Here is a 24,316-nt window from a genome sequence, read left to right as displayed (position 1 = left end):
GTCAGACCCGTGCGCGGGCCACCTCGATGGCCGGGGCGATGATGGCGGCGAGGTCGGAGGCGACATCCCGATCGCCCTCCGGCGGCATGGCGATGTAGCTCAGGGCCATCCTGGTGATCGCGCGTGAGATACGCACGACGTCGGACTCCGCCATCGTCAGCCAGGTGGACTGGCGGAAGGCATCGGCCAGCCGGTCGGCCGCGGTGGTGATGATCGGTGCGGCATCGGTGGTGATCAACTTCATCAGATCGGGTTTGGCCTCGCCGGACAGCAGCGACGCGATCAGCGGATCGGTGGCGACCCCGGCGAAGAACTCACCGAAACCCTTGTGCAGGGCTTCGGTGACGTCGTCGACGGAACCGGCCAGCGAGTCCGCGACGTGGCCGGCGAAACGACCGGCCAACCGGACCGCGTAGCCCTGGGCGAGGCCATAGCGTGACCCGAACTCGTTGTAGACGGTCTGACGACTGACTCCGGTGGCGGCGGCGACGTCGGACATGCGCACCGCCGCCCAATCCCGGTCCAGCAGCAGGTCGTGTAGCCCGTCGAGCAGGGAGTTGCGGAGGAGGGCCCTGCTGTCCTGGGCGAAGTTGCGTGTCGTCATCCGCCGACGCCGGCCGGCTGGCGCGAGGACTCGATCTCGGCGCGCAGCGCGCGCCCGGATGCACCCCGTCCGATACAGACCGCCCCGACCAGTCGATCACCCGCGAAGGTCCGGACGACCGAGCTGGAGTCGTCGAGTTCGACGTCGACTCGGTCCCCGGAGGTCGGCCACCCGACGACCTGGATGTTGGTGGAGTACTGCATCGTCCAGGCCAGTGGCACTCGCGGCACCGGAACCGAGGTGTCGGCGTCCGATCCGAGGTCGGCGGCGATCGTCATGGCGACCAGTCTGCCGTGCTCGGTCGCCGTGAGCCACTGCTCGGCACGCATGGGTGCCCCCGTCAACGGATGCGGGCGCGCCGCGACATCTCCGGCCGCATAGACACCGGGCACCCCCGTGCGGAGCGCATCGTCGACGACGACACCGGCCGAATCGACGGATAGTCCGGCACTGCGTGCCAAGTCGAGCTCGGGTTCCATTCCGACCGCACTGATCACCGTCCCCGTCAGCGTCTGCCCGTCGGCGAGTGTCACCGTCTGCGCGCCGAGTGCGATGGGCTCCGCGCCGGTGAGGATCCGGACACCGCGTTCACGGTGCAGGGTCGCCACCGCCTCGGCCACCGACGCCGGGACGACCCGGGACAGCAACGACGATCCGCGCTCGACCACGGTCACCTGCGATCCCTCACCCGCGGTCGCCACGGCCGCGGCGATCTCCAGACCGATCAGTCCGCCGCCGACGATGACCACCGGTCCGTCCGCGATCGCCTCCCGCAGTCCCTCCGCGTCGCGCCGGGTGCGCAACGAGGATGGGGACGACGACCCGCCGGGCAACTGCCGGGCACGTCCGCCGGTGGCCAGGACCAGCGCGTCATAACCGGCCTCGGTGGCGTCGGCGAGGCGGACCAGGCGGGACGAGGTGTCGACGTCGACGACTCGCGTCGAGGTCACGATGTCGATGCCCCGCTCCGACCAGTACCCGGGCGGACGAAGCGTGATCTTGGCGTCCGACAGGTCGCCGACGACGAGGCTCTTGCTCAACGCCGTTCGACGATAGGGGAGATGTGGCTCCTCCCCGAAGACGGTGATCGTCCCGTCGAAACCGTTGCCACGCAGTGTCTCCGCGGCGGTGATGCCGGCGACACCGGTGCCGACGATCACCACCGACACGTCTCTCCCGGAGTCACCGACGCGAACGGCGCTCATGGACGCGCCACTTCGACCATCTCGAAGTCGGCCTTCGCCGCCCCGCAGTCCGGGCAGCTCCAGTCGTCGGGGATATCGGCCCAGCGTGTGCCGGGTTCGATGCCGTCCTCCGGCCAGCCGAGTTCCTCGTCGTACTCGAAACCGCATACCTCGCAACGGAAAAGCTTGAAATTCATCGGACTGCCACTCCTTCGAAGTCGATCTTCTCGCGAACCCCGCAGTCGGGGCAGGGCCAGTCGTCGGGGATGGTGGCCCACGCGGTGCCGGGCGGGAAGCCCTCACGGGGCGCGCCGGCGGCCTCGTCGTAGACGTAATCGCAGACCGGACAACGGAATGTGCTCATCGCGGCGACACCCCGTGCTCGGCGAGGACGCGTTCGCGGCGGTGCGGTGCGATGTTGACGCGTTCGACGTCTCCGTCGTAATGGTCGAGCACCCGCCGATCCATCACGCGCCGCCAGACCGGGGGGAAGTAGGCGAGCGTGATCATGCTCGCGTACCCGCTCGGCAGGTTCGGGGCACCGTCGAAGCTGCGCAGGGTCTGGTACCGCCGGGTGGGATTCGCGTGATGATCGCTGTGCCGCTGGAGGTGGTACAGGAAGATGTTCGTGCAGATGTGATCGGAATTCCAGCTGTGCTCCGGAGTGCATCGTTCGTAGCGACCGGTGTTGGTCTTCTGGCGGAGCAGACCGTAGTGCTCGAGATAGTTCACGGTCTCCAGCAGCGAGAAGCCGTACACGGACTGGATCACCAGGAACGGCAGGATCTCCCAGCCGAAGATCGCCGTGAGCGCACCCCACAACACGATCGACATCGCCCAGGCGTTGAGGACGTCGTTGCTCGGGTGCCAGAACGGCTTGTCCGCACGCTCGAGTCGCTTGCGTTCGAGTTCGACCGAGGACTTCAGACTTCCCCAGACGCTGCGGGGAAGGAAGCGCCAGAACGATTCTCCGAACCGCGAGCTGGCCGGGTCCTCGGGCGTCGCGACCCGCACGTGGTGGCCGCGGTTGTGCTCGATGAAGAAGTGACCGTAAAAGGTCTGGGCGAGCGTGATCTTCGACAGCCAGCGCTCGAGGTCGTCCTTCTTGTGGCCCAGTTCGTGGGCGGTGTTGATCCCGATCCCGCCCATCGCGCCGATCGACAGGGCCAACCCGATCTTCGACGCCAGGCCCAATCCGCCGTCGATGCCGAGCCAGCCGAGGTCGTCGGCCGTCCACAGGTAGCAGGCCATCACGAGGCTCGCGATCTGGAACGGGATGTAGATGTAGGTGCAGTAGCGGTAGTACTTGTCGTTCTCCAGCTGCTCCATCAGCTCCTCGGGCGGGTTCGAACCGTCGGGCCCGAAGAACACGTCGAGGATGGGGAGCAGGACGTATACCAGGATCGGCCCGATCCACCACCACACCGGTGACACGACATCGAGGCCGTGGCCGATGGCATTGAACCCGGCGACGAGAAGCATCGCGAGAAAGACCGAGGTCGGTGGGATCAGGCCGAGAAGCCACAGATGGCGCTTCCGGTCCTTCCACTCGACGGGCGAGTCGTCCGCGGTGGGCGGGGTCGGTGCGCTACTCATGCGCACTCCTGTCTGGACGGGGCTGTGATGTACAGCACTGGACATTAACCGAGACAATGTCCGTTGTCTAGACAATCGGGGCAATTTGTAAAGCAAACGCCCGGGAGGGTTCCGGAGTCGCAGCTCCCGTCGACTGTGCGTCGATATGCGTTGACTGTGCGCGGATCGCTGCCGATGGGACCGGGCCACAAGAGAAATCCCCGACCCTGGAGATCAGGGTCGGGGATTCGTGTCGATGCCCACGCGTGTCGGGCTTCGGTGCTGCTACGGGGTGTTGATCCAGTTCAGGATCGACTGTCCCGCACGCGGGTCGCCGTTGTTGATGCCGATGACCGCGCCGATGGCAGCGCCGACGCCCGCGCCCCAGACGCAGCCGACGATGACGATGCAGCCGATGACGAGTCCGGCGAGCGCGCCGACCGCGGTGGTGACGTTGCCGCCGCGATTCCAGCCGTTGGTGATGTGCCAGATCATCTGCTGGTAGGCCCGGTCCTTCTTGGCCGATGCCGGGTGGACGCCGGCCGCGATGGCCGCACGCGCCTCGGGGGAGAGGATCGGCGTGAACGTCGCCTGGGTGCGATCGGCGGAGACCTGCGCGCGCATCGGGACCGCGGCCCCGTCGAACGGCAGCACGAGTCCGATCCGTTCGATGGTCTGTCCGCGGGCGTCGACGACCCGGAGTTCCTGCTCGCCCGCGACGAACGTCGCGTTGCGCAGCTGGGAAATGATGGAGGTTCCGTCGGCGGAGGCGCTCGAGTGGTGGGACGGCGCGGCAGGCGCGGGGGCGCCGTTGGCGGTGCCGAAGGAGATGGTCAGTGCCGAGATGGCCAGGGCCATGATGGCGAGGAGGCGAATGCGCTTCATCGGTTCTGGATTCCGCTTTCGTCGAGTGGGTGGTGTGCCCGGTCCGACGATCGGCACATCCGCCGTGGCTCGGCGCATGTGCGTTATGTCGGGTTCGGCGCTGTGATTGTCTCATTGCCCGTCGTCGCAGGGCGGGCTTGAGCCCCGGCGTGGGCCGGCCGGATGACACCGAAGATGCGCATCGTCTCGTCCCCTCGTGAATCACTCACCTGGATCGATGCACCACCCGCATTGATGGCGTCAGTAATTGACTTGGACATGAATGAATGGCCGGACCTACGGTCGTGACAAGGCCGAACTCAGGGCGAGGCCGACGCCGACCGCGGCCGCCGATCGAGAGCAGACGACATCGCTCGGGGCGTGACCACGGCGCGGCGATCTCGGCAGACGCCAACTCACAAGGGATGGGACCACGATGACCATTGCGCACCGACCCGCACCGCTGACCACGCACGACCTGACCGGTCAGCTCATCATCGCCGGTGAGCGGGTGACCGGTTCGGGGAGTGCCGTCCATGGCATCGACCCGACCACCGGTGGGCGATTGTTGCCGGCGTACGCACACGGCACCGAGGCCGACGTCGCTCGGGCCACCGCAGCCGCGGCGGATGCCTTCGGGCCGTATCGGGCCACCTCCTCCGAGGAACGGGCGCACTTCCTCTCGACGATCGCCGACAACCTCGACGCCGCGTCCGAGGTCCTGGTCGAGCGCGCCGTCGCCGAGACCGGCCTCCCGCCGGCGCGGATCACCGGCGAGGTCGGACGCACGTCGGGTCAGCTGCGTCTGTTCGCCTCGGTGCTGCGGGAGGGCAGCTGGCACGGAGCGCGCATCGATCCCGCGCGACCGGACCGGACGCCGCTGCCGCGTGCGGACATCCGGCAGCGGAAGATCCCGCTCGGTCCCGTGGCGGTGTTCGGCGCCAGCAACTTCCCGCTGGCGTTCTCGGTCGCCGGCGGCGACACCGCGTCGGCGCTCGCGGCCGGATGTCCGGTCGTGGTCAAGGCGCACGATGCCCACCCCGGTACCTCGGAACTGGTCGGACGGTTGATCGCCGATGCGGTTGCCGCCACCGGTATGCCCGCGGGCACGTTCTCGCTGCTGTACGGCACCGGCCGTGAACTCGGTATCGCACTCGTCACCGACCCGCACATCAAGGCGGTGGGATTCACCGGGTCACGTTCGGGCGGAACAGCTCTCGTCGCCGCTGCCGCCTCGCGTCCCGAACCCATCCCGGTGTATGCGGAGATGAGTTCGATCAACCCCGTCTTCCCGCTCGACGGTGCATTGCGCGACGACGCGGCGGGCCTGGGCCGTGCGTTCGTGGCCTCGCTGACGATGGGATCGGGACAGTTCTGCACCAACCCCGGTCTCGTGATCGCCGTGGACGGCCCCGGCCTCGACGCCTTCGTCGCCGGGGCCGCCGAAGCGATCTCGTCGTCGACGCCGACGCCGATGCTGACCCCGGGCATCGCCGCGAGCTATGCGTCCGGAGTTGACGAGTTCGTCTCCGCCGCAGACGTTCTCGCCCGGTCCGAGGAGTCGACCGGGCCGAACACCTGTCGGGCCGCGCTCTTCGGCACCGACGCCGAGACCTTCCTCGCGTCGACGACGTTGCAGCAGGAGATCTTCGGGTCGTCGAGCCTCGTCGTGCGCTGTCGAGACCTGCAGCAGGTGCGGGAGGTGGCCGCGGAGCTCGAAGGTCAGCTCACCGCGACCGTCCACGCCGCGGACTCCGACCACGAGGATGCCCGCGACCTGCTCGAGGCGCTGGAACTCAAGGCCGGCCGGATCCTGTTCAACGGATGGCCGACCGGTGTCGAGGTCGGACACGCGATGGTGCACGGCGGACCGTATCCATCCACCTCCGACAGCCGAACCACCAGCGTCGGATCGCTCGCCATCGAGCGATTCCTGCGACCGGTGGCCTATCAGGACGTGCCGGCGTCACTGCTGCCGCGGCCGATCGCCGACGGCAACCCCGAACACATCTGGCGCCGTGTCGACGGCGAACTCATCCGCGACTGAACCACACCCATCCAAGGAGTCCCAATGCTCAACGGCGTCCTGTTCTTTCCCGTCACACCTTTCGACAGCAGTGGTGAGGTGGACTACCGCCGCCTCGCCGAACACATCGACCGTGGGGTGGCGGCCGGCCCCGGGGGCGTGTTCGTCGCCTGCGGCACCGGCGAGTTCCACGCGCTCGGTCTCGAGGAGTTCGGCCGGATCGTCCGGTGCGCGGTCGAGACCGTCGCCGGGCGCGTCCCGGTGTTCGCCGGCGCCGGCGGCTCGCTCGTCCAGGCCAAGGAATTCGCGGTGAGTGCGAAAGTCAATGGCGCCGACGGCATCCTGCTGCTTCCGCCGTACCTGGTGACGATGCCGCCCGCCGGCCTCGCGGAGTACACGCGAGCTGTCGCCGCGGCCACCGATCTGCCGCTGATCGTCTACAACCGCGGCAACGCCGTGTTCGACGAGGCGTCGGCGATCGAGGTCGCCCTGCTGCCCACGGTCATCGGGTTCAAGGACGGCACGGGTGATCTCGACAATGTGTCGCGCATCGTGATCGCGGTCAAGGAGGCGTTGGGCGACACGAAGGAGTTCCTGTTCTTCAACGGCTTGCCCACCGCCGAGATCACGCAGCAGGCCTACCGCGCGATCGGGGTCACCCTGTACTCGTCGGCGACGTTTGCCTTCGCGCCGGAGCTCGCCCTGGCCTTCTACAACTCGCTGGAGACCGGCGACGTCGAGTTGACCGAGGCGTTGCTGCGCGAGTTCTTCCACCCCCTGGTCCGGCTGCGCAACACCGTCCCCGGGTACGCCGTCGCACTCGTGAAGCACGGCGTGACGATGGAAGGTATCGAGGCGGGTCCCGTCCGTGCGCCGCTGGTCCAGCCGACTCCCGAGCACAAGGCCGAGCTCGAGCGGATCACCGCCGCCGGCCGGGCGGTGCTGGCGACCGCTCTCGCCACCCCGGCCGCGGTCTAGGAAGCCATGTCGACGAACACGATCGACGCGGCGGCGGTCGCGCTGAGCCCCCTCACCGGTCCGCGGACCGACACCACGATCACGAAGGTGACCGTCACCCCGGTCGCCTTCGTCGACCCGCCGTTGCTCAACACGGTGGGTGTCCACCAGCCCTACGCACTCCGGGCGATCATCGTGATCGAGACGGCGGGCGGCGTGCGCGGACTCGGCGAGACATACGCGGACACCGCACATCTCACCCGGATGGAGGCCGCTGCCGACGCGATCACCGGCCTCGACGCCTTCGCGCTGCACCGTCTCCGGGACGCGATCGACGCCCGGATCTCGACGCTGGCGGTCACCGGTGGCGACGGGGTGGCCGGGATGATCACCACGGCCAGCACCACCGACCGTGTCTTCTCGCCGTTCGAGGTCGCCTGTCTGGACATCCAGGGCAAGACCCTCGGACGTCCGGTGAGCGACTTGCTGGGTGGGCGTGTCCGGGACCAGGTGCCGTTCAGCGCGTATCTGTTCTACAAGTGGGCGGCGCATCCCGGTGCCGCCGGCACCAACGGTCTCCCGGACGAATGGGGCGAGGCGATCGACCCGAGCGGCCTGATCCGGCAGGCGCACCGGATGATCGACCGCTACGGGTTCACCGCGATCAAACTCAAGGGCGGGGTGTTCGACCCCGACGAGGAGATCGCCGCGATCAAGGCGCTGCACGCCGAGTTCCCCGGTGTGCCCCTGCGCCTGGATCCCAATGCGGCGTGGACCGTGGAGACCTCGTTGCGCGTCGCGGCCGAGCTGGACGGCATCGTCGAGTATCTGGAGGATCCGACTCCCGGACTCGAGGGGATGGCCCGGGTCGCCGAGCAGGCGACCATGCCGCTCGCGACCAACATGTGCGTCGTCGCCTTCGATCACCTCGAACCCGCGGTGCGCAAGAGGTCGGTGTCCGTCGTGCTGTCCGACCATCACTACTGGGGTGGTCTACAGCGGTCACGCCTCCTCGGCGGTATCTGCGAGACCTTCGGACTCGGTCTGTCGATGCACTCGAACTCGCACCTGGGCATCAGCCTGGCCGCGATGGTGCATCTCGCGTCTGCGACGCCCAACCTCACCTACGCCTGTGACACTCACTGGCCGTGGAAGACCGAGGACGTGGTCAAACCGGGTGCCCTCCGCATCGTCGACGGCGCGGTGCCCGTCCCGACCGGTCCGGGGCTGGGTGTCGAACTCGACGAGGAGTCGCTGGAGGCGCTGCACCAGCAGTACCTCGACTGCGGGATCCGGGATCGGGACGACACCGGTTACATGCAGTCCATCGATCCGGGCTTCGTGAACTCCAGCCCGCGGTGGTGAACGCGCCCACGAGCGTCGCCGCGGTGGTTGCGTCAACTCGAGCCCGCAGTGGTGAACGCGCCCACGAGCGTCGCCGCGGTGGTTGCGTGAACTCCAGCCCGCGGTGGTGAACGAACCCACGAGCGTCGCCGCGGTGGGCTAGCGTCATCCACACCGGCCCGCAGATTGCGGGCTGACGATGCCGAAAGTGGATCGATGTTCTCTCTGTCGCGCCTGTCCTGCTTCATCGCGGTCGCCGAGGAGCTGCATTTCGGCCGGGCGGCCGAGCGGTTGCACATGACGCAGCCCCCGCTCAGCAGGCAGATCCAACAGCTGGAGCACGAACTCGGCGTCCAGTTGATCGAACGCAGCAGCCGGGCCGTGTCGCTCACCGCGGCCGGCGCGGCCTTTCTGCCCGACGCGCGGCGGATCGTCGCGCTCGCCGAGGGTGCGGCCCTGACCGTCCGACGGGTGCCGGCCGGCGATCTGGGGACCGTGAACATCGGTTTCACCGGGGCCTCGGCACGGGCGGTGTTGCCCCGGCTCATGCAGACCGCGCGCGAGAAGCTGCCGGATGTGCGGTTGGTGCTGCGGGAGATGGTGACCGTCGCGCAGGTCGAGGCCCTGGTCCGCGGGGATCTCGACCTCGGCATCGTCCGTCCGCCGATCTCTCGCCCGGGTGTGAATTCTCGTCCGCTGCACCATGAACGGCTGGTCGCCGCGCTCCCGGCCGACCACGAGTTCGCCGATGTCGAGCATCTGGCGATCGAGGACTTCGACGGTCAGGCGGTCATCATGTACTCGCCCACGGACGCGCGGTACTTCAACGAGCTGTTGATCAGCACCTTCACCGCGGTGGGGGCTTCACCCCGCTACGTCCAGTACGTCACCCAGGTGCACACGATGCTCGTATTGGTGCATTCCGGGCTGGGGATGGCCCTGGTGCCCGAATCGGCGATGACCATGCACCCCGATGGGGTGGTGTTCAAAGAGGTGACCGCGATCCGCGATCGTCCGGTACAGATGAACATCGCGTGGCGGGCCGACAACTCCAACCCGGCTCTCGCCCGGTTGATGAGAGACGTTCTCCCCGAACGAGAGTGGATCTGACGGCGGCCTCGACGGACGCGGCGGATTCGCTTCGCTCGTTCGACGCTGCTCGACCAGCAGTAGGCGCGGGGGAGAACCCGGTCAGACTGCGGCGCGTACGGGTGGCTTGACCGCGACCACCGGACACTGCGCGTCGAGCAGGACGCGCTGGACCACACTGCCGGTCAGCAGTTTGCCGACCGGCGAACGCCTGCGCTGACCGATCACCAGAAGTTCGGCCGCGTCGTCGTACGACGCGTCGATGAGCTGATCGGCATGCGACAGACCGGGATCGTTCTCGGCGACACGGTAATCCACCTCGCCGGCCTGGGCCAGGTCACGCGCGTTCTCGAGGTCGACCAGGAACTCCGGCGACGAGGCGTTGTCGCCATCCGCCACGACCACGACGTCGGTACCGCGCATGCGAGCCTCGGCGAAGCCGAACGGAAGGGCGCCGCGACCTTCGGGTGTCGGAAGATAGCTGAGCACGACAGACATCAGATGTCCTTTCGCAGTGCGGGATTCGGTGCGACAACCGGGGTCGACAGGTCGCCGGTCCGCAGGAACGAGTCGAGGTTGGCAAGGGTGAGTTCTTCCATGGCGGCGCGTGTCTCGACGGTGCCGCTCGCGAGATGGGGGAGCAGCACGACGTTGTCCATGGAGAGCAACGCTTCGGGCACCTCCGGCTCGTGCGCGAACACGTCCAGGCCGGCGCCCGCCAGTCGTCCGTGCTGCAACAGGTCGACGAGCGCGGTCTCGTCGACGACGCTGCCGCGGGCCACGTTGATCAGGAAACCGTCGGGGCCCAGCGCCTCGAGGACGTCCCGGTCGACGAGATGACGTGTGTTCGCGCCACCGGCGGCGGCCACGATCAGCACGTCTACCTGCGCGGCGAGCTCGGCCGGTGAGGCCGCGTAGCGGTACGGGGAGTCGGCCACGCGGTGGCGATTGTGATAGGCGATGCGGCAGCCGAAGGCATCGAGACGGTGAGCGATGGCGGAGCCGATGCGGCCGAGTCCGAGGATGCCGACGTCGGTGCCGGAGACCTTCCGGGTGAGCGGAACGTTGCCCTCCAGGGGCCAGCGCCCGGCGCGGACGAAACGATCGGCGGCCGAGAGTCCGCGCATCGTGTCGAGCAGCAGCCCGACCGCGGTGTCGGCGACGCAGTCGGTGAGGACGTCCGGGGTGTTGCTGACGCCGATACCGAGTTCGGTGGCCCGCGCGACGTCGGTGGTGTCGTAGCCGACGCCGAAGTGGACGATGGCGCCGAGGTTGGGCAGTGCGGCCATCAGGTCGGCGTCGACCCCGGTCCGGCCCGAGGTCACGACCGCGGTCACCGCGTCGGCGTTGCGGTCGAGGAAGGAGGCCCGGCGCTCGTCGTCCGGCAATCGCTCGGCGCCGTAGGTGTCGGCCAGGCGCTCCTCGAGCGACGGCTTGAGGGGTCCGACACGCAGCACGGACCCGATCTGAGGCGAAAACTCCTCTGATGCAACGGGTTCCGGTGCTGTCGCGGTGCCGGCTGAACTGCTCGTCATGATCGACCTCCAGGAGTGCAGGACACAGACCGGTCCTTCGGTGGATGCGTTCCACGCTAGAAGCGCTCACGGATACCTGTCCAACACGCAAATAACATGGATCGATACTGAAACTGTATAGATGTGACGTCGTCGATTCGGAAGGCGGAACGCCGGAGCGGAGAACTGTCAGGTCAGCGGCCATTTCTGGCGATCCGGACGTCGGCCCGGGCGCTTTCCGGGGGCGGCCAAAACCCACCGAAACGCCCGTTTCCTGGGCTTTTGTGCTGTTGACGCCGTCAATCCGACGCTCATAGCGTGTGTCTACCGTCACAAACGCGGTCGAGCCCACCGCGAGATCACTCGCAGTCTTTCTTTCAACGGAGGTCCCCATGCAGATCGCAGTCCTGCGATCCCGGAAGCGCCCCGCCGGGTGTCTGCTGGCCCTGTCCGCGGTGGCCGTGCTCGCGGCCACCGGTTGCAGCGTCGCCAACACGACCGCCGGCGAGAGCGCTTCCCCGGACACCCTGCGCATCGTCCTGCCCCAGGAGCCGCCCACCCTGGAGCCCTGCGACGCCTCGCTCACGGCGACCGGCGTCGTCGTCCGGTCCAACATCACCGAGCCGCTGATCGAACGAGACCCGAACAGCGGTGCGCTCGAGCCGAGTCTCGCGACCGAGTGGACCCAGGTGGAATCGAATGTCTGGCGCTTCACCACGGCGTCGGGCATCCGATTCAGCAACGGGCAACCATTCGACGCCGAGGATGCCGCATTCTCCATCCGCCGCACGTTCAACGGGGCGATCGGCTGCGACGTCAACGGCTATGTCTTCGACGACAGCACCCGTGAGGTGACCGTGGTCGACCCGAACACCGTCGAGGTCCGCACGGCGACCCCCGACCCGATCCTCCCGCTGCGCCTGTCCTTCATCGAGATCGTCCCGCGCACCACCGTCGCCGATGACAAGGTGCGGGTTCCGATCGGGACCGGTCCCTACATGGTCGACTTCTGGGACTCCGGTCAGCGGGTCGCGCTCAAGGCGAACCCGAACTACCACGGCGAGGCGCCCGAGTTCACCCGCGCGGTGTATCAGTGGCGCAGCGAGGGCAGCGTCCGTGCCGCGATGGTCACCAACGACGAGGCGGACGTCGCCACATCGCTCGGCCCCGAAGACGGAGCCGGTGACCTCGGGATCGCCTACACCAACAACGAGACGACGGCCCTGCGTATGCAAGCCACCGACGCGCCGCTGAACGACTATCGGGTGCGCGAGGCCATCGACCTCTCCATCAATCGCGACGGCATCGTCGACGCGCTGTTCCAGGGCCTGGGCATCCCCGCGGCCCAGCTGGTCGGCAAGGGCATCGTCGGATACGACGATCGGCTCACCCCGACGCCCTACGACCTCGACCGGGCGCGAGAACTGGTCGACGAAGCTCGTGCGGACGGGGTACCGGTGGACCGGACCATCCGGCTCATCGGACGCACCGGCCAGTTCCCCAAGATCAACGAGACCATCGAGAACCTCCAGTTCACGCTCAGCGAGATCGGCCTGGACGTCAAGATCGAGATGATGGACACCTCCGGTCAGATGCAGTATCAGACAAGGCCTTTCGTGCCAGGTTCCGGTCCGGTGCTGCTGATGATCATGCACGGCAATCAGGCTGGTGACACCCAGTTCACCCTGGACCAGTACATGCTGTCCGACGGTTACCAGAGCACATACGGCACTCCGGCCTACGACGAGCAGATCCGCGCGGCCGAGGCGCTGACCGGAGCCGCACGCCAGAACGCGCTCGCCGACGTCCTGGCCGCCGAGCCACGCGAGATCCGCCAATACGCCTACATCGCACACATGCAGGCTGTCCTCGCGAAGTCGAGCCGTGTTGCCTACCAGCCCAATTCGGCCACCGGCGACGAAATGCGTCTCGCCGAGATGACCCACGCGCCAGCCCAGAACGACTGAAACAGAGGCGATGACCGATGCTCACCTTCCTCCGGCGCCGGATGTTCACCAGCCTGATCCCGCTGATCATCGTCTTGTTCGGCGTGTTCTTCATGGCTCGGCTGACCGGCGACCCCACCAATCTCTACCTGCCCGTCTCCGCGACCCCCGACCAGCGTGCCGAGTTCGCGGCGGCGAACGGTCTCGACAAGCCGGTCTGGCAACAGATGACCGACTACCTCGCCGGTGTCGTCCACCTCGATTTCGGTGAATCACTCAAGACGGGCCAGGAGGCGGCAGGCATGGCCCTGCGGGCTTTCCCGGCCACGCTGCAGCTCGCCTTCGTCACATTGGTGCTGTCGATCCTCGGCTCGATCATCATCGGCTGCTGGGCGGCCTACCGCCCGAACTCGCTGGCCGACCGGTTCTCCAGCCTGCTGTCGATGACCGCGGCCAGCGTCCCCGACTTCTGGTTCGCGATCACCGGGATCTGGATCTTCGCGGTCGTCGCCGGCTGGCTGCCGACGTCGGGCACCGGCGGGATGCTGGCCTGGGTCCTACCCATCGCGACCCTGATGATCCGGCCACTCGGTGTGCTCACCCAGGTCGTGCGCGGCGCCATGGTCTCCGCGCTGTCGGCTCCCTACGTCAAGGTGGCGCGGAGCAAGGGGGCCGGGGATCTGCGGATCGTCACCCACCATGCCCTCCGCAATGCGGCTGCCCCCGCCCTCACCGTGGCAGGCGATCTCGCGGTCGGCCTCATCAACGGTGCGGTCATCGTCGAGGCCATCTTCGGATGGCCCGGCATCGGCAAGCTGATGATCGACTCGATCCTGCAGCGTGACTTCGCGGTCCTGCAGGCAGCGGTGCTCCTCACCGCCATCAGCATCTTCATCCTGAACATCGTCATCGACGCGGGCCTCGCGCTGCTGGACCCACGCGTTCGTGACAAGGCCACGGTCTAGTCGCCGGCGACCATCGAGGAGTACTGACACAATGTCCATCGTCACCGATCCCGTCGACTCGACGAGTCCCGTCGCCTCGACCGACATCACCGGCGACTCCGTCGCCACCAAGAAGGTGCCCGCCGGGCAGTTGCCGTTGTGGCGGTTGCTGTTCCGCGACAAGTTCGCGACCGTCGCGGCAGGCATCCTGACCCTCGTCCTGCTCACCGCGGTCTTCGGTCCGTGGCTCGTCGGCGACGCCGCCACCGACCAGAACCTCGACGAGTCGAATCTCCCGCCGTTCAACCTGGACACGGGTTGGATGAACATCCTGGGGACCGACCCGCTCGGCCGCAGCATGCTCGCCCGGCTCATCGTCGCGTGTCAGACCACACTGATGGTCTCCCTGCCTGCCGTGATCATCTCGTGCGTCGTCGGATCGGCGATCGGCATGTGGGCGGGTTACCACCGCGGCTGGCGGGAAACCACCGCGATGCGCATCGCCGATGTCATCATGAGCTTCCCGTCCCTGCTGCTCGCCGTCGTGATCCTGTATGTGTTCTCGCCGAGCGCCGCCAACATCATCGCGGTGCTCGCGATCACCCGCATCCCGATCTACCTGCGTACGGCACGCGCCGAATCCGCCGAACTGCAGAGCCGTGTGTTCGTTGACGCGGCACGGACATTCGGTGCGAGCAGCGGTGCGATCCTCCGCGGTCACGTGTTGCCGATCCTGCTCCCGACGCTGCTCACGGTCGCCACGCTCGACTTCTGTTACGTGATGCTTGCCGAGTCGTCGCTGTCGTTCCTCGGCATCGGCATCCAGCCGCCCGACATCAGCTGGGGATTGATGGTGTCGCAGGGTCGGACCTATCTGCAGACGGCGTGGTGGCTGTCGTTCTTCCCGGGTCTGGCGATCGTCATCACGACCGTGTCGGCCACGATGCTGGCCGCATGGGCGCGCATCGCGACCGACCCCGGCCAGCGGTGGCGACTGACCACCCCGAACGCGCGCAAGCGGTTCTTCTCCTCACGAAAGGCGCTGCGATGAGTGCTCCCGCCCTCGACCGGCCCGATGCCGGCACCGACGACCGGGTCGCACTCGACGTCGTCGACCTGACCGTCGATCTGCGGACCCCCACCGGCACTGTCCGCGCCGTCGATCACGTCTCCTTCCGTGCCCGTCGCGGCGAGACCCTGGCGCTTCTCGGCGAATCGGGGTGCGGCAAGTCGATGACCGCTCAGGCGCTCGTCGGCCTGCTCGACCCGATCGCCTCGGTCTCCGACGGGTCGATCACGCTCGATTCCGTCGATCTCGTCTCCGCGTCGCCGTCGAAGCGGCGTGACGTGGCCGGCACCGAGCTCGCCATCGTGTTCCAGGACGCGCTGACCGCCCTCAACCCCGTGTATCCGGTCGGCACCCAACTCGCCGAACCGTTCCGGATCCATCGTCGGATGTCGAAGAAGAAGGCCCGTCTCGAGGCGATCGAGCTGATGCGTCACGTGGGCATCCCGGAACCGGAGTCCCGGGTCGACTCCTACCCCCACCAGTTCTCGGGCGGCATGCGCCAGCGTCTGCTGATCGCGATGGCGGTCGCGCTGAGCCCCAAGGTGCTGCTCGCCGACGAGCCGACCACCGCGCTCGACGTGACCGTGCAGGCCCAGATCATGGCCCTGCTGGGCCGGCTTCGTGCCGAGCACGACATGGCGGTCATCCTGATCACCCACGATCTCGCGCTCGTCGCCGAACAAGCCGACCGTGTCGCGATCATGTACGCCGGCAACGTCGTCGAGACCGGACCGGTGGCCGAGGTCTTCGGAAGTCCGAAACACCCGTACACCAAGGGACTTCTCGATTCGGTACCCGTCAGTGCCGAACGCGGCGCCGACCTCAAGTCGATCGGTGGAACCCCGCCCGACCTGCACTCCATCCCGACGGGGTGCGTGTACCAGGCGCGGTGCCCGCTGGCTCGGGCGCAGTGCGTCCAGGAACGTCCGACGCTGACCGCAACCGGCATCAACCGTGCCGCCGCCTGCCACTTCTCGGAGGAGATCGACAATGTCTGAGACGACGACGAGGTTCGCCAAGGCCTCGACCGCGGACGGCGGTGCACCGCGCGGCGAGACGTCACACGGCACCAGCCGGGTCCTCGAGGTGCGCGACGTCGGCAAGACGTTCGCCGTGTCCGGGAAGGGCGGCCGCAAGCAACTGCGGGCGCTCGACGGTATCGACCTCGAGCTCCGTCGCGGTGAGACGCTCGGACTCGTCGGCGAATCCGGTTGTGGCAAATCCACTCTCGCGCGCACGCTGATGATGCTCGAGCGCCCCGACACCGGCACCGTGCGCTGGGACGGTACCGATCCCTACCGGCTCAAGGGCAAGGACCTGCTCGCTCTGCGTCGTAAGGTGCAGATGGTGTTCCAGGATCCCTACGCCTCGCTGAACAACCGCATGACGGCGGCCGAGATCATCGGCGAACCGTGGCGCACCCACCGGGATCTGTACCCGCGCAAGCGAGACCGGGCCGCTCGGGTGCGCGAGTTGCTGCACCTCGTCGGGCTGCGACCGAGCGACGAACACCGCAGTCCGCAGGAGTTCTCCGGCGGCCAGCGCCAGCGGCTGGGGATCGCCCGGGCGCTCGCTCTCGATCCCGAGGTGATCATCTGTGATGAACCGGTCTCCGCGTTGGATCTCTCGGTCCAGGCGCAGGTGTTGAATCTGCTCAACGAACTCCAGCAGGAACTCGACATCTCCTACATCTTCATCTCGCACGATCTGTCCGTGGTCCGCCACGTGGCCGACCGGGTCGCGGTGATGTACCTCGGTCGGATCGTCGAGACGGGCAGCACCGAGGCCGTGTTCGACCATCCCGCGCATCCATACACCGAGGCGCTGATGTCTGCGGCACCCACGCTCGACGCCGAGAACCGTCGTGAGCGAATCCTTCTCAGCGGTGAGGTGCCCTCGCCGCTCAACCCGCCGTCGGGGTGCCGGTTCCGCACGCGCTGTGCCCATGCCACCGACATCTGTGCGACCGCGCTCCCGCCGGCCGTCACCGACCACGGCGAGATCGGGCACATCGCCGAGTGCTACCACCCCCGCGGGCGGGTCGGACTGGGTATGCCCGCTCCGGCAGCATGACCGCGCCGGACAGCGCGAATGTCCAGCCCACGTGAGTGTCGTGGCATGCGTGATCATCGCCGTCGCCGTGTTCCTGGCGTCCTGCATGCAGGCGTCGATCGGGTTCGGGATGGGCATGCTCGCCGCTCCGGTGGTCGCCCTGGTGGCGCCGACGCTGCTCCCCGGCATGCTGATCGCGTCCGCGACGACCGTGACGTTGCTGGTCGTGATCCGCGAGCGGGGGAGCCTGGACCTGCGCGGTACCGGGTGGGCGCTGATCGGCCGAGTGCCCGGAACCATCGCCGGCGCCCTGCTGCTGGTGTGGTTACCGACCCGCGGGCTGTCGCTGCTGCTGGCCGCGGTCGTCCTCGGCGGGGTGGCGGTCGCATCGGTCGGGTGGCGGCCCGCCCCCGGGCGCCGCAACCTGGCGACCGCGGGAGCCGCCTCCGGACTGCTGGGCACGGCAACGTCCATCGGCGGCCCACCCATGGCCCTGGTGTACTCCGGCAAGGAGAGCGCACATGTTCGCAGCAACATGAGTGCGTTCTTCTTCGTCGGCAGTCTGATGTCGCTGGCCGCCCTGGCCGCGACCGGCAGCCTGCGCGCAGAGATCCTCTGGGCATTCGTCGCACTGACACCGGTCGTCGTCCTCGGCTTCGTCGCGTCCCGTCTCGTCAACCGGCTGCTCGACCGGAACCGGTTGCGCATGGTGTCGATCACGGTGTCGGGCATCGGCGCGGTCCTGCTCATCGGCCAGCAGCTCTTCTTCTGAATTCTCGAAAGGACCAACCATGACGACAGCGACTCCGACGCCGGCCGCCACGACGACCCCGGTCGTCACCGAGATGCGGGTGATCCCCGTCGCCGGCCGGGACAGCATGCTGCTCAACCTCTCCGGCGCGCACGCTCCGTTCTTCACGCGCAATCTGGTGGTCCTCACCGACTCCGAGGGCAACCAGGGTGTCGGCGAGGTCCCGGGTGGCGAACCGATCCGCACCACACTCGACGACGCCCGGCCGATCGTCGAGGGACGCGGGATCGGGGAGTACAACGCCGTCCTGCAGGACATCCGGCGAACTTTCGCCGACCGCGACCGGGGCGGACGGGGAGATCAGACCTTCGACCAGCGCATCACGATTCACGCGGTGACCGCCGTCGAATCAGCTCTGTTGGATCTCCTCGGCCAGCACCTCCGTGTTCCGGTGGCGGCGTTGCTCGGCGAGGGACAGCAACGCGACCGGGTCGCGGCGCTCGGCTACCTGTTCTTCGTGGGGGACCGCACCAAGACAACGCTGGACTATGCCGACGGTGCCGACGAGACCGACGAGTGGATGCGCCTGCGCCATCAGGAGGCTCTCGACGCCGACGGTGTGGTCGCCCTCGCCGAGGCAGCCCAGAAGCGCTATGGCTTCGCCGATTTCAAGTTGAAGGGCGGGGTCCTGTCGCCCGAGGAGGAGGCCGATGTCGTCACCGCACTCGCCGAACGCTTCCCGGCGGCGCGGGTGACCCTCGACCCCAACGGTGGCTGGCTGCTCGAGGAGGCGATCCGTATCGGTGGTCGTCTCCGCGACGTGGTCGCCTACGCCGAGGACCCGGTGGGGCCGGAGGGCCGGTTCTCCGGCCGTGAGGTGATGGCCGAGTTCAAACGCGCGACCGGACTGCCGACGGCGACCAACATGATCGCCACCGACTGGCGCGAGTTGGGGCACACGATCCGGACGAATGCGGTCGACATCCCGCTGGCGGACCCGCATTTCTGGACCATGGCCGGCTCGGTCCGCGTCGCGCAACTGTGTGATGCGTGGGGTCTGACCTGGGGTTCGCACTCCAACAATCACTTCGACGTGTCGCTGGCCATGTTCACGCATGTGGCCGCCGCCGCACCCGGTGAGATCACCGCGATCGACACGCATTGGATCTGGCAGGACGGACAGCGCCTCACCACCGAGCCGTACGAGATCGTCGACGGTCACCTCACGGTTCCCGACCGCCCGGGACTCGGCGTCGAACTCGACATGGAACAGGTGGACGCCGCCCACCAGCTGTACCTCACCGAAGGGCTCGGCGCCCGGGACGACTCGATCGGGATGCAGTTCCTGATCCCGGACTGGACCTTCGACAGCAAACGGCCCGCTCTCGTGCGGAGCTGACGTCGTGGCGGAATCGCACAGCGGTGGTGGTGGTCTGAAAGTCGTGGTGGGCGAACGGAACTTCGCGCCACACCGCGACCTGTTCGAGAGTTTGCTGCCCGTCGGGGTGGACACCTCCTGGCACGCGGTCTTCGACGAGGCGGCGCTCGTGACGGATCTGGCCGATGCCGATGTCTACATCGGCGGTCGGGTGACTCCGTCGATGGCTCGCGCGGGTTCGCGGCTGCGGCTGGTGCTCACCGGCGGTGCCGGCACCGACAAGGTGAGTTTCGACGACCTCCCCGCGCACACTCTGGTGGCCAACACGTTTCACCACGAGGACTCGATCGCCGAATACATCGCCGCCGCGGCGGTGACCGTGCGCCGAGACCTGCTCGTCCAGGATGCGGCCCTCCGGCGGGGTGTCTGGGCGTCGGCGGTCTATCGAGACGGTGTGCCGCAACCGCAGACCCTCCGCGGGGCCATGGTCGGTTACGTCGGCTTCGGCCACATCGGGCGGCGAACCGCGGATCTGCTGGGTGCTTTCGGCGCGCGGGCCTGCGCGGTGACGGGGTCCGGCCGGGTCGCCGACGATTCCGGACTCGAATGGCACGGCGACACCACCGATCTCGGCCGGCTGATGACGGAGTCCGACGTCGTGGTCGTCTCCGCACCGCTGACCTCGAGTACCACCGGGATGATCGATGCCGCGCATCTCCGCCGGCTCGGGCCCTCGGGTGTGCTGGTGAACGTGGGCCGCGGTCCGCTCGTGGTCGAGCAGGATCTGTTCGAGGCGTTGCGGGACGGGGTGATCGGCGGGGCCGCGGTCGATGTCTGGTATCGCTATCCGACGGCCGGTGACGAGGCGGCTCCGTCGGATCTGCCGTTCGCCGAGCTGCCCAATGTCCTGATGACCCCGCACATCTCGGGGGTCACCCGCGACACCTTCGTCGGCCGGGTGCGCGACATCACCGACAACATCTCCCGGCTCCTCGCCGGAGAAGACATACTGCGCGTCGTCACACCGACCTGATCTCGATGCGCGACCAACGTCCCGCTCCTCACCTCGAAAGAAACAACCCCCACTGCTCCCTGATCCGAAAGAGGCGCCCCCCTGCTCCCTGAGGAGCGAGCTTGCGAGCGTCCCCTCTGCTCCCTGAGGAGCGAGCTTGCGAGCGTCACGAAGGGTTTTGGTGAGCTACGTGGCAGACCCCTTCGTGACGCGCCCTCCGCAAGCTCCGGGCGCTCTTCAGGGAGCAATGGGGGCCGCTTCGCTCGCACCTCAGGGAGCAAAAGATTCGGCACTCGCTTGAAGCGGACTCGCTCAGGCGTCGGCGGTCTCGGTACGGGCCGGCTCGGGCGCTGCACGCTTCCCGTTCTGGAACAGCAACGGGTAGAGGAGACCGCCGATGAGACCGCCGATCAACGGGGCGAGCCAGAAGGCCCACAGCTGACCGGGCGCGCCGTTGCCGTTGAAGAAGGCGACCGCGGTCGAGCGGGCCGGGTTGACCGAGGTGTTGCTGATCGGGATCGAGATCAGATGGATGAGGGTGAGGCACAAACCGATCGCCAGCGGCCCGAAGCCCGCGGGTGCGCGCCCGTCGGTCGCACCCAGGACCACGATGAGGAAGAACGCCGTCAACAGGACCTCTGCGATGAGAACCGCGGTGAGGGAGTAATTGCCGGGGGAGTGTTCGCCGTATCCGTTGGCAGCCATGTTGCCCTCCGCCACGAACCCGGGTCGACCCTTCGCGATGAGGAAGAGCATCAGGCCGGCCAGCAGGCCACCCACGACCTGTGCGATCCAGTAGGTGGGCAGCTCCTTCCAGGACATCCGTCCGCTGATGGCGGCGCCCAACGTGATCGCGGGATTGAAGTGTGCTCCCGAGACGTGTCCGACCGCGTAGGCCATGGTCACCACGGTGAGGCCGAAAGCCAGCGAGACGCCGAGGAATCCGATCCCCACCTGGAAGGTGTCCTGACCGTCGTCGGATTGCGCTATCTGCTTGGCGGCGTAGATCGCGCTGCCGCATCCGCCGAAGACCAACCAGAATGTGCCGAAGAACTCAGCGGCGAGTCGTGCTGCGGGTGACGGGGAAGGCATGGACGTCCTTTCGCTCGGTGACCTGACCGTCGAGGCGCGCGAAGTGCCTCATCCTCCGAATGGCTCACACAGTAGCGGTGCCACCGTGAATCGGCAGCGTTACGGCAAATCCTGTACACGTCAGTGAAGATGGGGTGGACGAGAGTTGTCCCTTGGGATCAACGGCGAAACGTCGAGTGCATCTCCCAGAACAGAATCTCGGTGTCCATCGTCGCGGAGACGGTGACGTCTCCGTGATCGGTGGTGCGCAGGGCATCACCCTCGGCGAGCTGTATGCCGTCGTCCAACTCGACACCGCCCCGCGCCACGTACAGGTGTCCGAAGGGCGCCGGGGGGAGAATGACCGACTGCCCGGACCCGAGACGCGCGACATGCAGTGCCGCATGGGGATTCTTGATCGAGATCGCCGTGGTGTCGGTGTGCTCGGGCATTCCGGAGGCGACGGTGACCAGGCCGCCGGCTGCCAGGTCGGTGGTGAAATCGCGCTCGGCATAGCCGGGTTCACCTCCGGCGTGTTCGGGCGCAACCCACATCTGGATGACGCGAAGGTCCCGGTCTTCGCTCCGTCGAGAAGCATTCGCCTCGGTGTGGGTGATACCGCGGCCCGCGCTCATCCGCTGCGCGATGCCGGGGGTGATCACGCCCGTGTTGCCGAACGAATCACGATGAGCGACAGCGCCTTCGAGCACCCACGTGATGATCTCGGCGTCGCGGTGAAAATGTGCGTCGAAGCCTTCGCCCGCGTCGACGCGATCATCGTTGTGCACGAGCAGGACCCCGTGGGCGTTCGCGGTCAGATCGAAGTTGCCGGTGACCGGGAAGGACTGGCGGGACTCGAGCCACTCGCTCCGGAAGCCATGTCGGTCGGCGGCTCGGATGACCTGCCGTGACTCCATGGCCGCGGCTCGTGCTTCGCTCATCGTCGACTCCGATCTGGTCCGGGAACTCGGCCGACTCAACCGTCGGCGCACAGGCGCTATTCCGGTCCGTGGCGGCGCTCGCTAGTCCAGCAGGTTCACCGCGTTGGCCACCACCAGGCTCAGGATGACGATCGACAGCAATGACTGCGAGGCCATCGCGAGTTTCGCGCGCCGCGCCAGCGGCATCACATCGGTCGGACTGAAGGCCGTCGCATTGGTCAGGGCCAGGTAGAGGTAGTCGAAGAACACCGGTCGCCAACCGGAGGCTGCCAACCGCGGCTCGAGTTGCTGGGGAAACGCGAGATCCGGGTGCTCGGCGGGGTGCAGGTGCCGGTTCACCGGCCCGCCGCCGTCGAGTTCCCAGTAGAGAAACGCGAAGGCGATGACGGTCTGTAGCCAGACGAGGGCGCCGGCGACCAGCAACTGGTTCGCCGCCTCGGTCTGCGGATTGCCATGGAGAAGATCCCATACGAGTCGTCCCGCACCCCATGCTGCTCCGGCCGCGATGGCGACGACGAGACACACGGAGAGGGCGCGGACCCACCGGCCGGGGCGGTCGATCCGGCCGGGATCCACGACGACGAGCGTCAGCAGCACCATCCCCTCGATCGCGGGAAGCAACCATGCGGTCCCGGCGGCGTAACGCGCCGGGAGCAGGAACGGGATCGCCATCGCGACCAGCACGAACGCCGATGCGGTCCATCGCTGCTCGGCGCGGGGCAGGTTCTCTCCCGGGCGGTGGTCGTCGTCGTTCATCCGGCGGCCTCCTCCGGTCCGGGGCCCCGACACGTTCGGTCAACACCGTTGACTCGGCGTGCCCGGCCGGTACTGTGTTCTTCATCACATAGGCAGGAAGGGATGTGCCATGATAGCGACCGAGATCAGGGATCTGCATCGCAGCATCGGGGCCTTACGCCATCACATGACGACGCTGCAGACACAGTACGGCGATGTCGACGCCGTTCGGCGGATGTCCAACGACCTGGACCGTCTGGAGATCGACCTCCATGACTTCGAGCACGCGCCGCCGCCGCTTCTGCAGGCGAAGCTCGGACGAGACCAGGTGATCTATGTGCCCGACAGCAAGTCAGACGAATCTGCCTGGCTGGGCGCGCAAGACGAAGGGCTGGGCTTTCATTCGCGTGAGCGCACGAAGTGAGCGCCCCCGCGACTGAGCGGGACGCAGTCGGGGTCTTCTCTCCCGGTCGCGCGCGGATCCTGGCGCGCACACTCCGTCAGGACAGGTGGTGGCTGTCGCCCCTGCTGACCGTCATCGGTCTCGCGGCCTTCGTCATCTATGCGACCGTGCGGTCCTTTGTGCGGACCGCCTATTACTCGACCGAGTATCACTACCTGTCGCCGTTCTACTCGCCGTGTCTCAGTGAGTCGTGTGTGCCCGGTGCGAGTCACTTCGGTACGCCCTTCCCCGAACTCCCGATGTGGATTCCGCTGGCATTCTTGTCGCTACCGTTTCTGCTCGGGTTCCGGTTGACCTGCTACTACTACCGCAAGGCGTACTACCGGTCGGTGTGGTTGTCGCCGCCGGCATGCGCGGTCGCCGAACCGCACAGCAGGTACACCGGCGAGACGCGGCTGCCGCTGATCATCCAGAATTCGCACCGGTACTTCTTCTATGCAGCCGTGATCATCTCGGTGATCAACACCTATGACGCCGTCATCGCGTTCCACGGGTCCGACGGTGGTTTCGGCTTCGGCCTGGGCAATGTCATCCTCGTCGTGAACGTGCTGCTGCTCTGGACGTACACGGTGTCGTGCCACTCGTGTCGCCACGTGACCGGCGGCCGTCTCAAGCACTTTTCGAAACACCCGGTGCGGTACTGGATCTGGACCCGGGTCTCGAAGCTGAACACCCGGCACATGCAGTTCGCCTGGATCACGCTCGGTACGTTGGTGCTCACCGACTTCTACATCATGCTCGTTGCCAGCAACACCATCTCGGACCTGAGGTTCGTGGGTTGACCGATTGACGGCACA

General features: G+C 67.4%; 25 protein-coding genes. 14 read left to right on the top strand and 11 right to left on the bottom strand.

Going from position 1 to position 24,316, the window contains the following annotated elements; all coding sequences use genetic code 11:
- Position 1: 1 nt before the first annotated feature.
- The 6 genes from MHN80_RS08590 to MHN80_RS08565 all read right to left on the bottom strand — a co-directional run bounded on the left by MHN80_RS08590 (position 2) and on the right by MHN80_RS08565 (position 4,248).
- Positions 2–604 carry a TetR family transcriptional regulator gene (locus MHN80_RS08590; protein WP_004019851.1) on the bottom strand — a complete coding sequence of 201 codons (603 nt, stop codon included), beginning with the start codon at positions 602–604 and terminating at the stop codon, positions 2–4.
- Positions 601–1,809: an NAD(P)/FAD-dependent oxidoreductase gene (locus MHN80_RS08585; RefSeq protein WP_239400932.1), complete on the bottom strand. Its 1,209-nt coding sequence runs from the start codon at positions 1,807–1,809 to the stop codon at positions 601–603. Before MHN80_RS08585 ends, MHN80_RS08590 begins: the two co-directional genes overlap by 4 nt.
- A complete protein-coding gene (locus MHN80_RS08580) occupies positions 1,806–1,985 on the bottom strand; it encodes a rubredoxin (protein ID WP_058251790.1) in 180 nt (59 codons plus the stop codon). The genes MHN80_RS08585 and MHN80_RS08580 overlap by 4 nt, the downstream gene beginning before the upstream one ends.
- A complete protein-coding gene (locus MHN80_RS08575) occupies positions 1,982–2,152 on the bottom strand; it encodes a rubredoxin (RefSeq protein WP_064569808.1) in 171 nt (56 codons plus the stop codon). Before MHN80_RS08575 ends, MHN80_RS08580 begins: the two co-directional genes overlap by 4 nt.
- On the bottom strand, positions 2,149–3,384 hold the full coding sequence (locus MHN80_RS08570) for an alkane 1-monooxygenase (RefSeq protein ID WP_239400930.1): 1,236 nt from the start codon (positions 3,382–3,384) through the stop codon (positions 2,149–2,151). The genes MHN80_RS08575 and MHN80_RS08570 overlap by 4 nt, the downstream gene beginning before the upstream one ends.
- Positions 3,385–3,648: 264 nt before the next feature.
- A complete protein-coding gene (locus MHN80_RS08565) occupies positions 3,649–4,248 on the bottom strand; it encodes a hypothetical protein (protein ID WP_239400928.1) in 600 nt (199 codons plus the stop codon).
- A gap of 415 nt (positions 4,249–4,663) precedes the next feature.
- Here MHN80_RS08565 and MHN80_RS08560 point away from each other — a divergent pair, with 415 nt between their 5' ends.
- From MHN80_RS08560 to MHN80_RS08545, 4 genes are all read left to right on the top strand, one after another.
- Positions 4,664–6,274 carry an aldehyde dehydrogenase (NADP(+)) gene (locus MHN80_RS08560; RefSeq protein WP_239400926.1) on the top strand — a complete coding sequence of 537 codons (1,611 nt, stop codon included), beginning with the start codon at positions 4,664–4,666 and terminating at the stop codon, positions 6,272–6,274.
- A 24-nt stretch (positions 6,275–6,298) separates the two neighbouring features.
- Entirely contained in the window at positions 6,299–7,231 is a 933-nt protein-coding gene (locus MHN80_RS08555; RefSeq protein ID WP_239400924.1) for a 5-dehydro-4-deoxyglucarate dehydratase, read from the top strand.
- 6 nt (positions 7,232–7,237) lie between these two features.
- The gene (locus tag MHN80_RS08550) at positions 7,238–8,575 is read left to right on the top strand and encodes a glucarate dehydratase family protein (RefSeq protein ID WP_082931979.1); all 1,338 of its coding nucleotides are present in this window, start codon (positions 7,238–7,240) and stop codon (positions 8,573–8,575) included.
- A gap of 195 nt (positions 8,576–8,770) precedes the next feature.
- Positions 8,771–9,664 carry a LysR substrate-binding domain-containing protein gene (locus MHN80_RS08545; RefSeq protein ID WP_004019861.1) on the top strand — a complete coding sequence of 298 codons (894 nt, stop codon included), beginning with the start codon at positions 8,771–8,773 and terminating at the stop codon, positions 9,662–9,664.
- Between the two features lie 81 nt (positions 9,665–9,745).
- Here the strand turns inward: MHN80_RS08545 and MHN80_RS08540 are convergent, their stop codons facing one another.
- On the bottom strand, positions 9,746–10,141 hold the full coding sequence (locus MHN80_RS08540) for a universal stress protein (protein ID WP_004019862.1): 396 nt from the start codon (positions 10,139–10,141) through the stop codon (positions 9,746–9,748).
- Entirely contained in the window at positions 10,141–11,178 is a 1,038-nt protein-coding gene (locus MHN80_RS08535; protein WP_239400923.1) for a 2-hydroxyacid dehydrogenase, read from the bottom strand. Before MHN80_RS08535 ends, MHN80_RS08540 begins: the two co-directional genes overlap by 1 nt.
- A gap of 371 nt (positions 11,179–11,549) precedes the next feature.
- Here MHN80_RS08535 and MHN80_RS08530 point away from each other — a divergent pair, with 371 nt between their 5' ends.
- Genes MHN80_RS08530 through MHN80_RS08495 form a run of 8 tightly spaced genes read left to right on the top strand, consistent with a single transcriptional unit; the run spans position 11,550 to position 20,330 of the window.
- Positions 11,550–13,124, top strand: coding sequence for an ABC transporter substrate-binding protein (locus MHN80_RS08530; RefSeq protein WP_239400921.1), 1,575 nt, complete (start codon positions 11,550–11,552; stop codon positions 13,122–13,124).
- 17 nt (positions 13,125–13,141) lie between these two features.
- Positions 13,142–14,068, top strand: a complete 927-nt coding sequence (locus MHN80_RS08525) for an ABC transporter permease (RefSeq protein WP_004019867.1) — start codon at positions 13,142–13,144, stop codon at positions 14,066–14,068.
- Positions 14,069–14,099: 31 nt separating this feature from the next.
- Entirely contained in the window at positions 14,100–15,098 is a 999-nt protein-coding gene (locus tag MHN80_RS08520; RefSeq protein ID WP_004019868.1) for an ABC transporter permease, read from the top strand.
- Positions 15,095–16,114, top strand: a complete 1,020-nt coding sequence (locus MHN80_RS08515) for an ABC transporter ATP-binding protein (RefSeq protein WP_239400919.1) — start codon at positions 15,095–15,097, stop codon at positions 16,112–16,114. The genes MHN80_RS08520 and MHN80_RS08515 overlap by 4 nt, the downstream gene beginning before the upstream one ends.
- Entirely contained in the window at positions 16,107–17,189 is a 1,083-nt protein-coding gene (locus MHN80_RS08510) for an ABC transporter ATP-binding protein (protein WP_239400917.1), read from the top strand. Before MHN80_RS08515 ends, MHN80_RS08510 begins: the two co-directional genes overlap by 8 nt.
- Positions 17,190–17,220: 31 nt before the next feature.
- Positions 17,221–17,940, top strand: a complete 720-nt coding sequence (locus MHN80_RS08505) for a sulfite exporter TauE/SafE family protein (RefSeq protein WP_308219767.1) — start codon at positions 17,221–17,223, stop codon at positions 17,938–17,940.
- 19 nt (positions 17,941–17,959) lie between these two features.
- On the top strand, positions 17,960–19,318 hold the full coding sequence (locus MHN80_RS08500; protein ID WP_064569814.1) for an enolase C-terminal domain-like protein: 1,359 nt from the start codon (positions 17,960–17,962) through the stop codon (positions 19,316–19,318).
- 34 nt (positions 19,319–19,352) lie between these two features.
- The gene (locus MHN80_RS08495; RefSeq protein WP_239401208.1) at positions 19,353–20,330 is read left to right on the top strand and encodes a 2-hydroxyacid dehydrogenase; all 978 of its coding nucleotides are present in this window, start codon (positions 19,353–19,355) and stop codon (positions 20,328–20,330) included.
- Positions 20,331–20,621: 291 nt separating this feature from the next.
- Here the strand turns inward: MHN80_RS08495 and aqpZ are convergent, their stop codons facing one another.
- From aqpZ to MHN80_RS08480, 3 genes are all read right to left on the bottom strand, one after another.
- Positions 20,622–21,401: an aquaporin Z gene (aqpZ, locus tag MHN80_RS08490; RefSeq protein WP_004019875.1), complete on the bottom strand. Its 780-nt coding sequence runs from the start codon at positions 21,399–21,401 to the stop codon at positions 20,622–20,624.
- Between the two features lie 158 nt (positions 21,402–21,559).
- Positions 21,560–22,321 carry a pirin family protein gene (locus MHN80_RS08485; RefSeq protein ID WP_239400915.1) on the bottom strand — a complete coding sequence of 254 codons (762 nt, stop codon included), beginning with the start codon at positions 22,319–22,321 and terminating at the stop codon, positions 21,560–21,562.
- A gap of 81 nt (positions 22,322–22,402) precedes the next feature.
- Positions 22,403–23,077: a DUF1345 domain-containing protein gene (locus MHN80_RS08480; protein WP_004019877.1), complete on the bottom strand. Its 675-nt coding sequence runs from the start codon at positions 23,075–23,077 to the stop codon at positions 22,403–22,405.
- 109 nt (positions 23,078–23,186) lie between these two features.
- Here MHN80_RS08480 and MHN80_RS08475 point away from each other — a divergent pair, with 109 nt between their 5' ends.
- Positions 23,187–23,480 carry a hypothetical protein gene (locus MHN80_RS08475; RefSeq protein ID WP_239400913.1) on the top strand — a complete coding sequence of 98 codons (294 nt, stop codon included), beginning with the start codon at positions 23,187–23,189 and terminating at the stop codon, positions 23,478–23,480.
- Positions 23,477–24,301: a hypothetical protein gene (locus MHN80_RS08470; protein WP_239400911.1), complete on the top strand. Its 825-nt coding sequence runs from the start codon at positions 23,477–23,479 to the stop codon at positions 24,299–24,301. Before MHN80_RS08475 ends, MHN80_RS08470 begins: the two co-directional genes overlap by 4 nt.
- Positions 24,302–24,316 lie beyond the last annotated feature (15 nt).

The sequence above is a fragment of the Gordonia sp. McavH-238-E genome (assembly GCF_022348225.1).
In the GTDB taxonomy this organism is placed as follows: domain Bacteria; phylum Actinomycetota; class Actinomycetes; order Mycobacteriales; family Mycobacteriaceae; genus Gordonia; species Gordonia terrae.
Note: the sequence above shows the minus strand (reverse complement) of the source record. Positions and strands in the feature narration are given on the sequence as shown.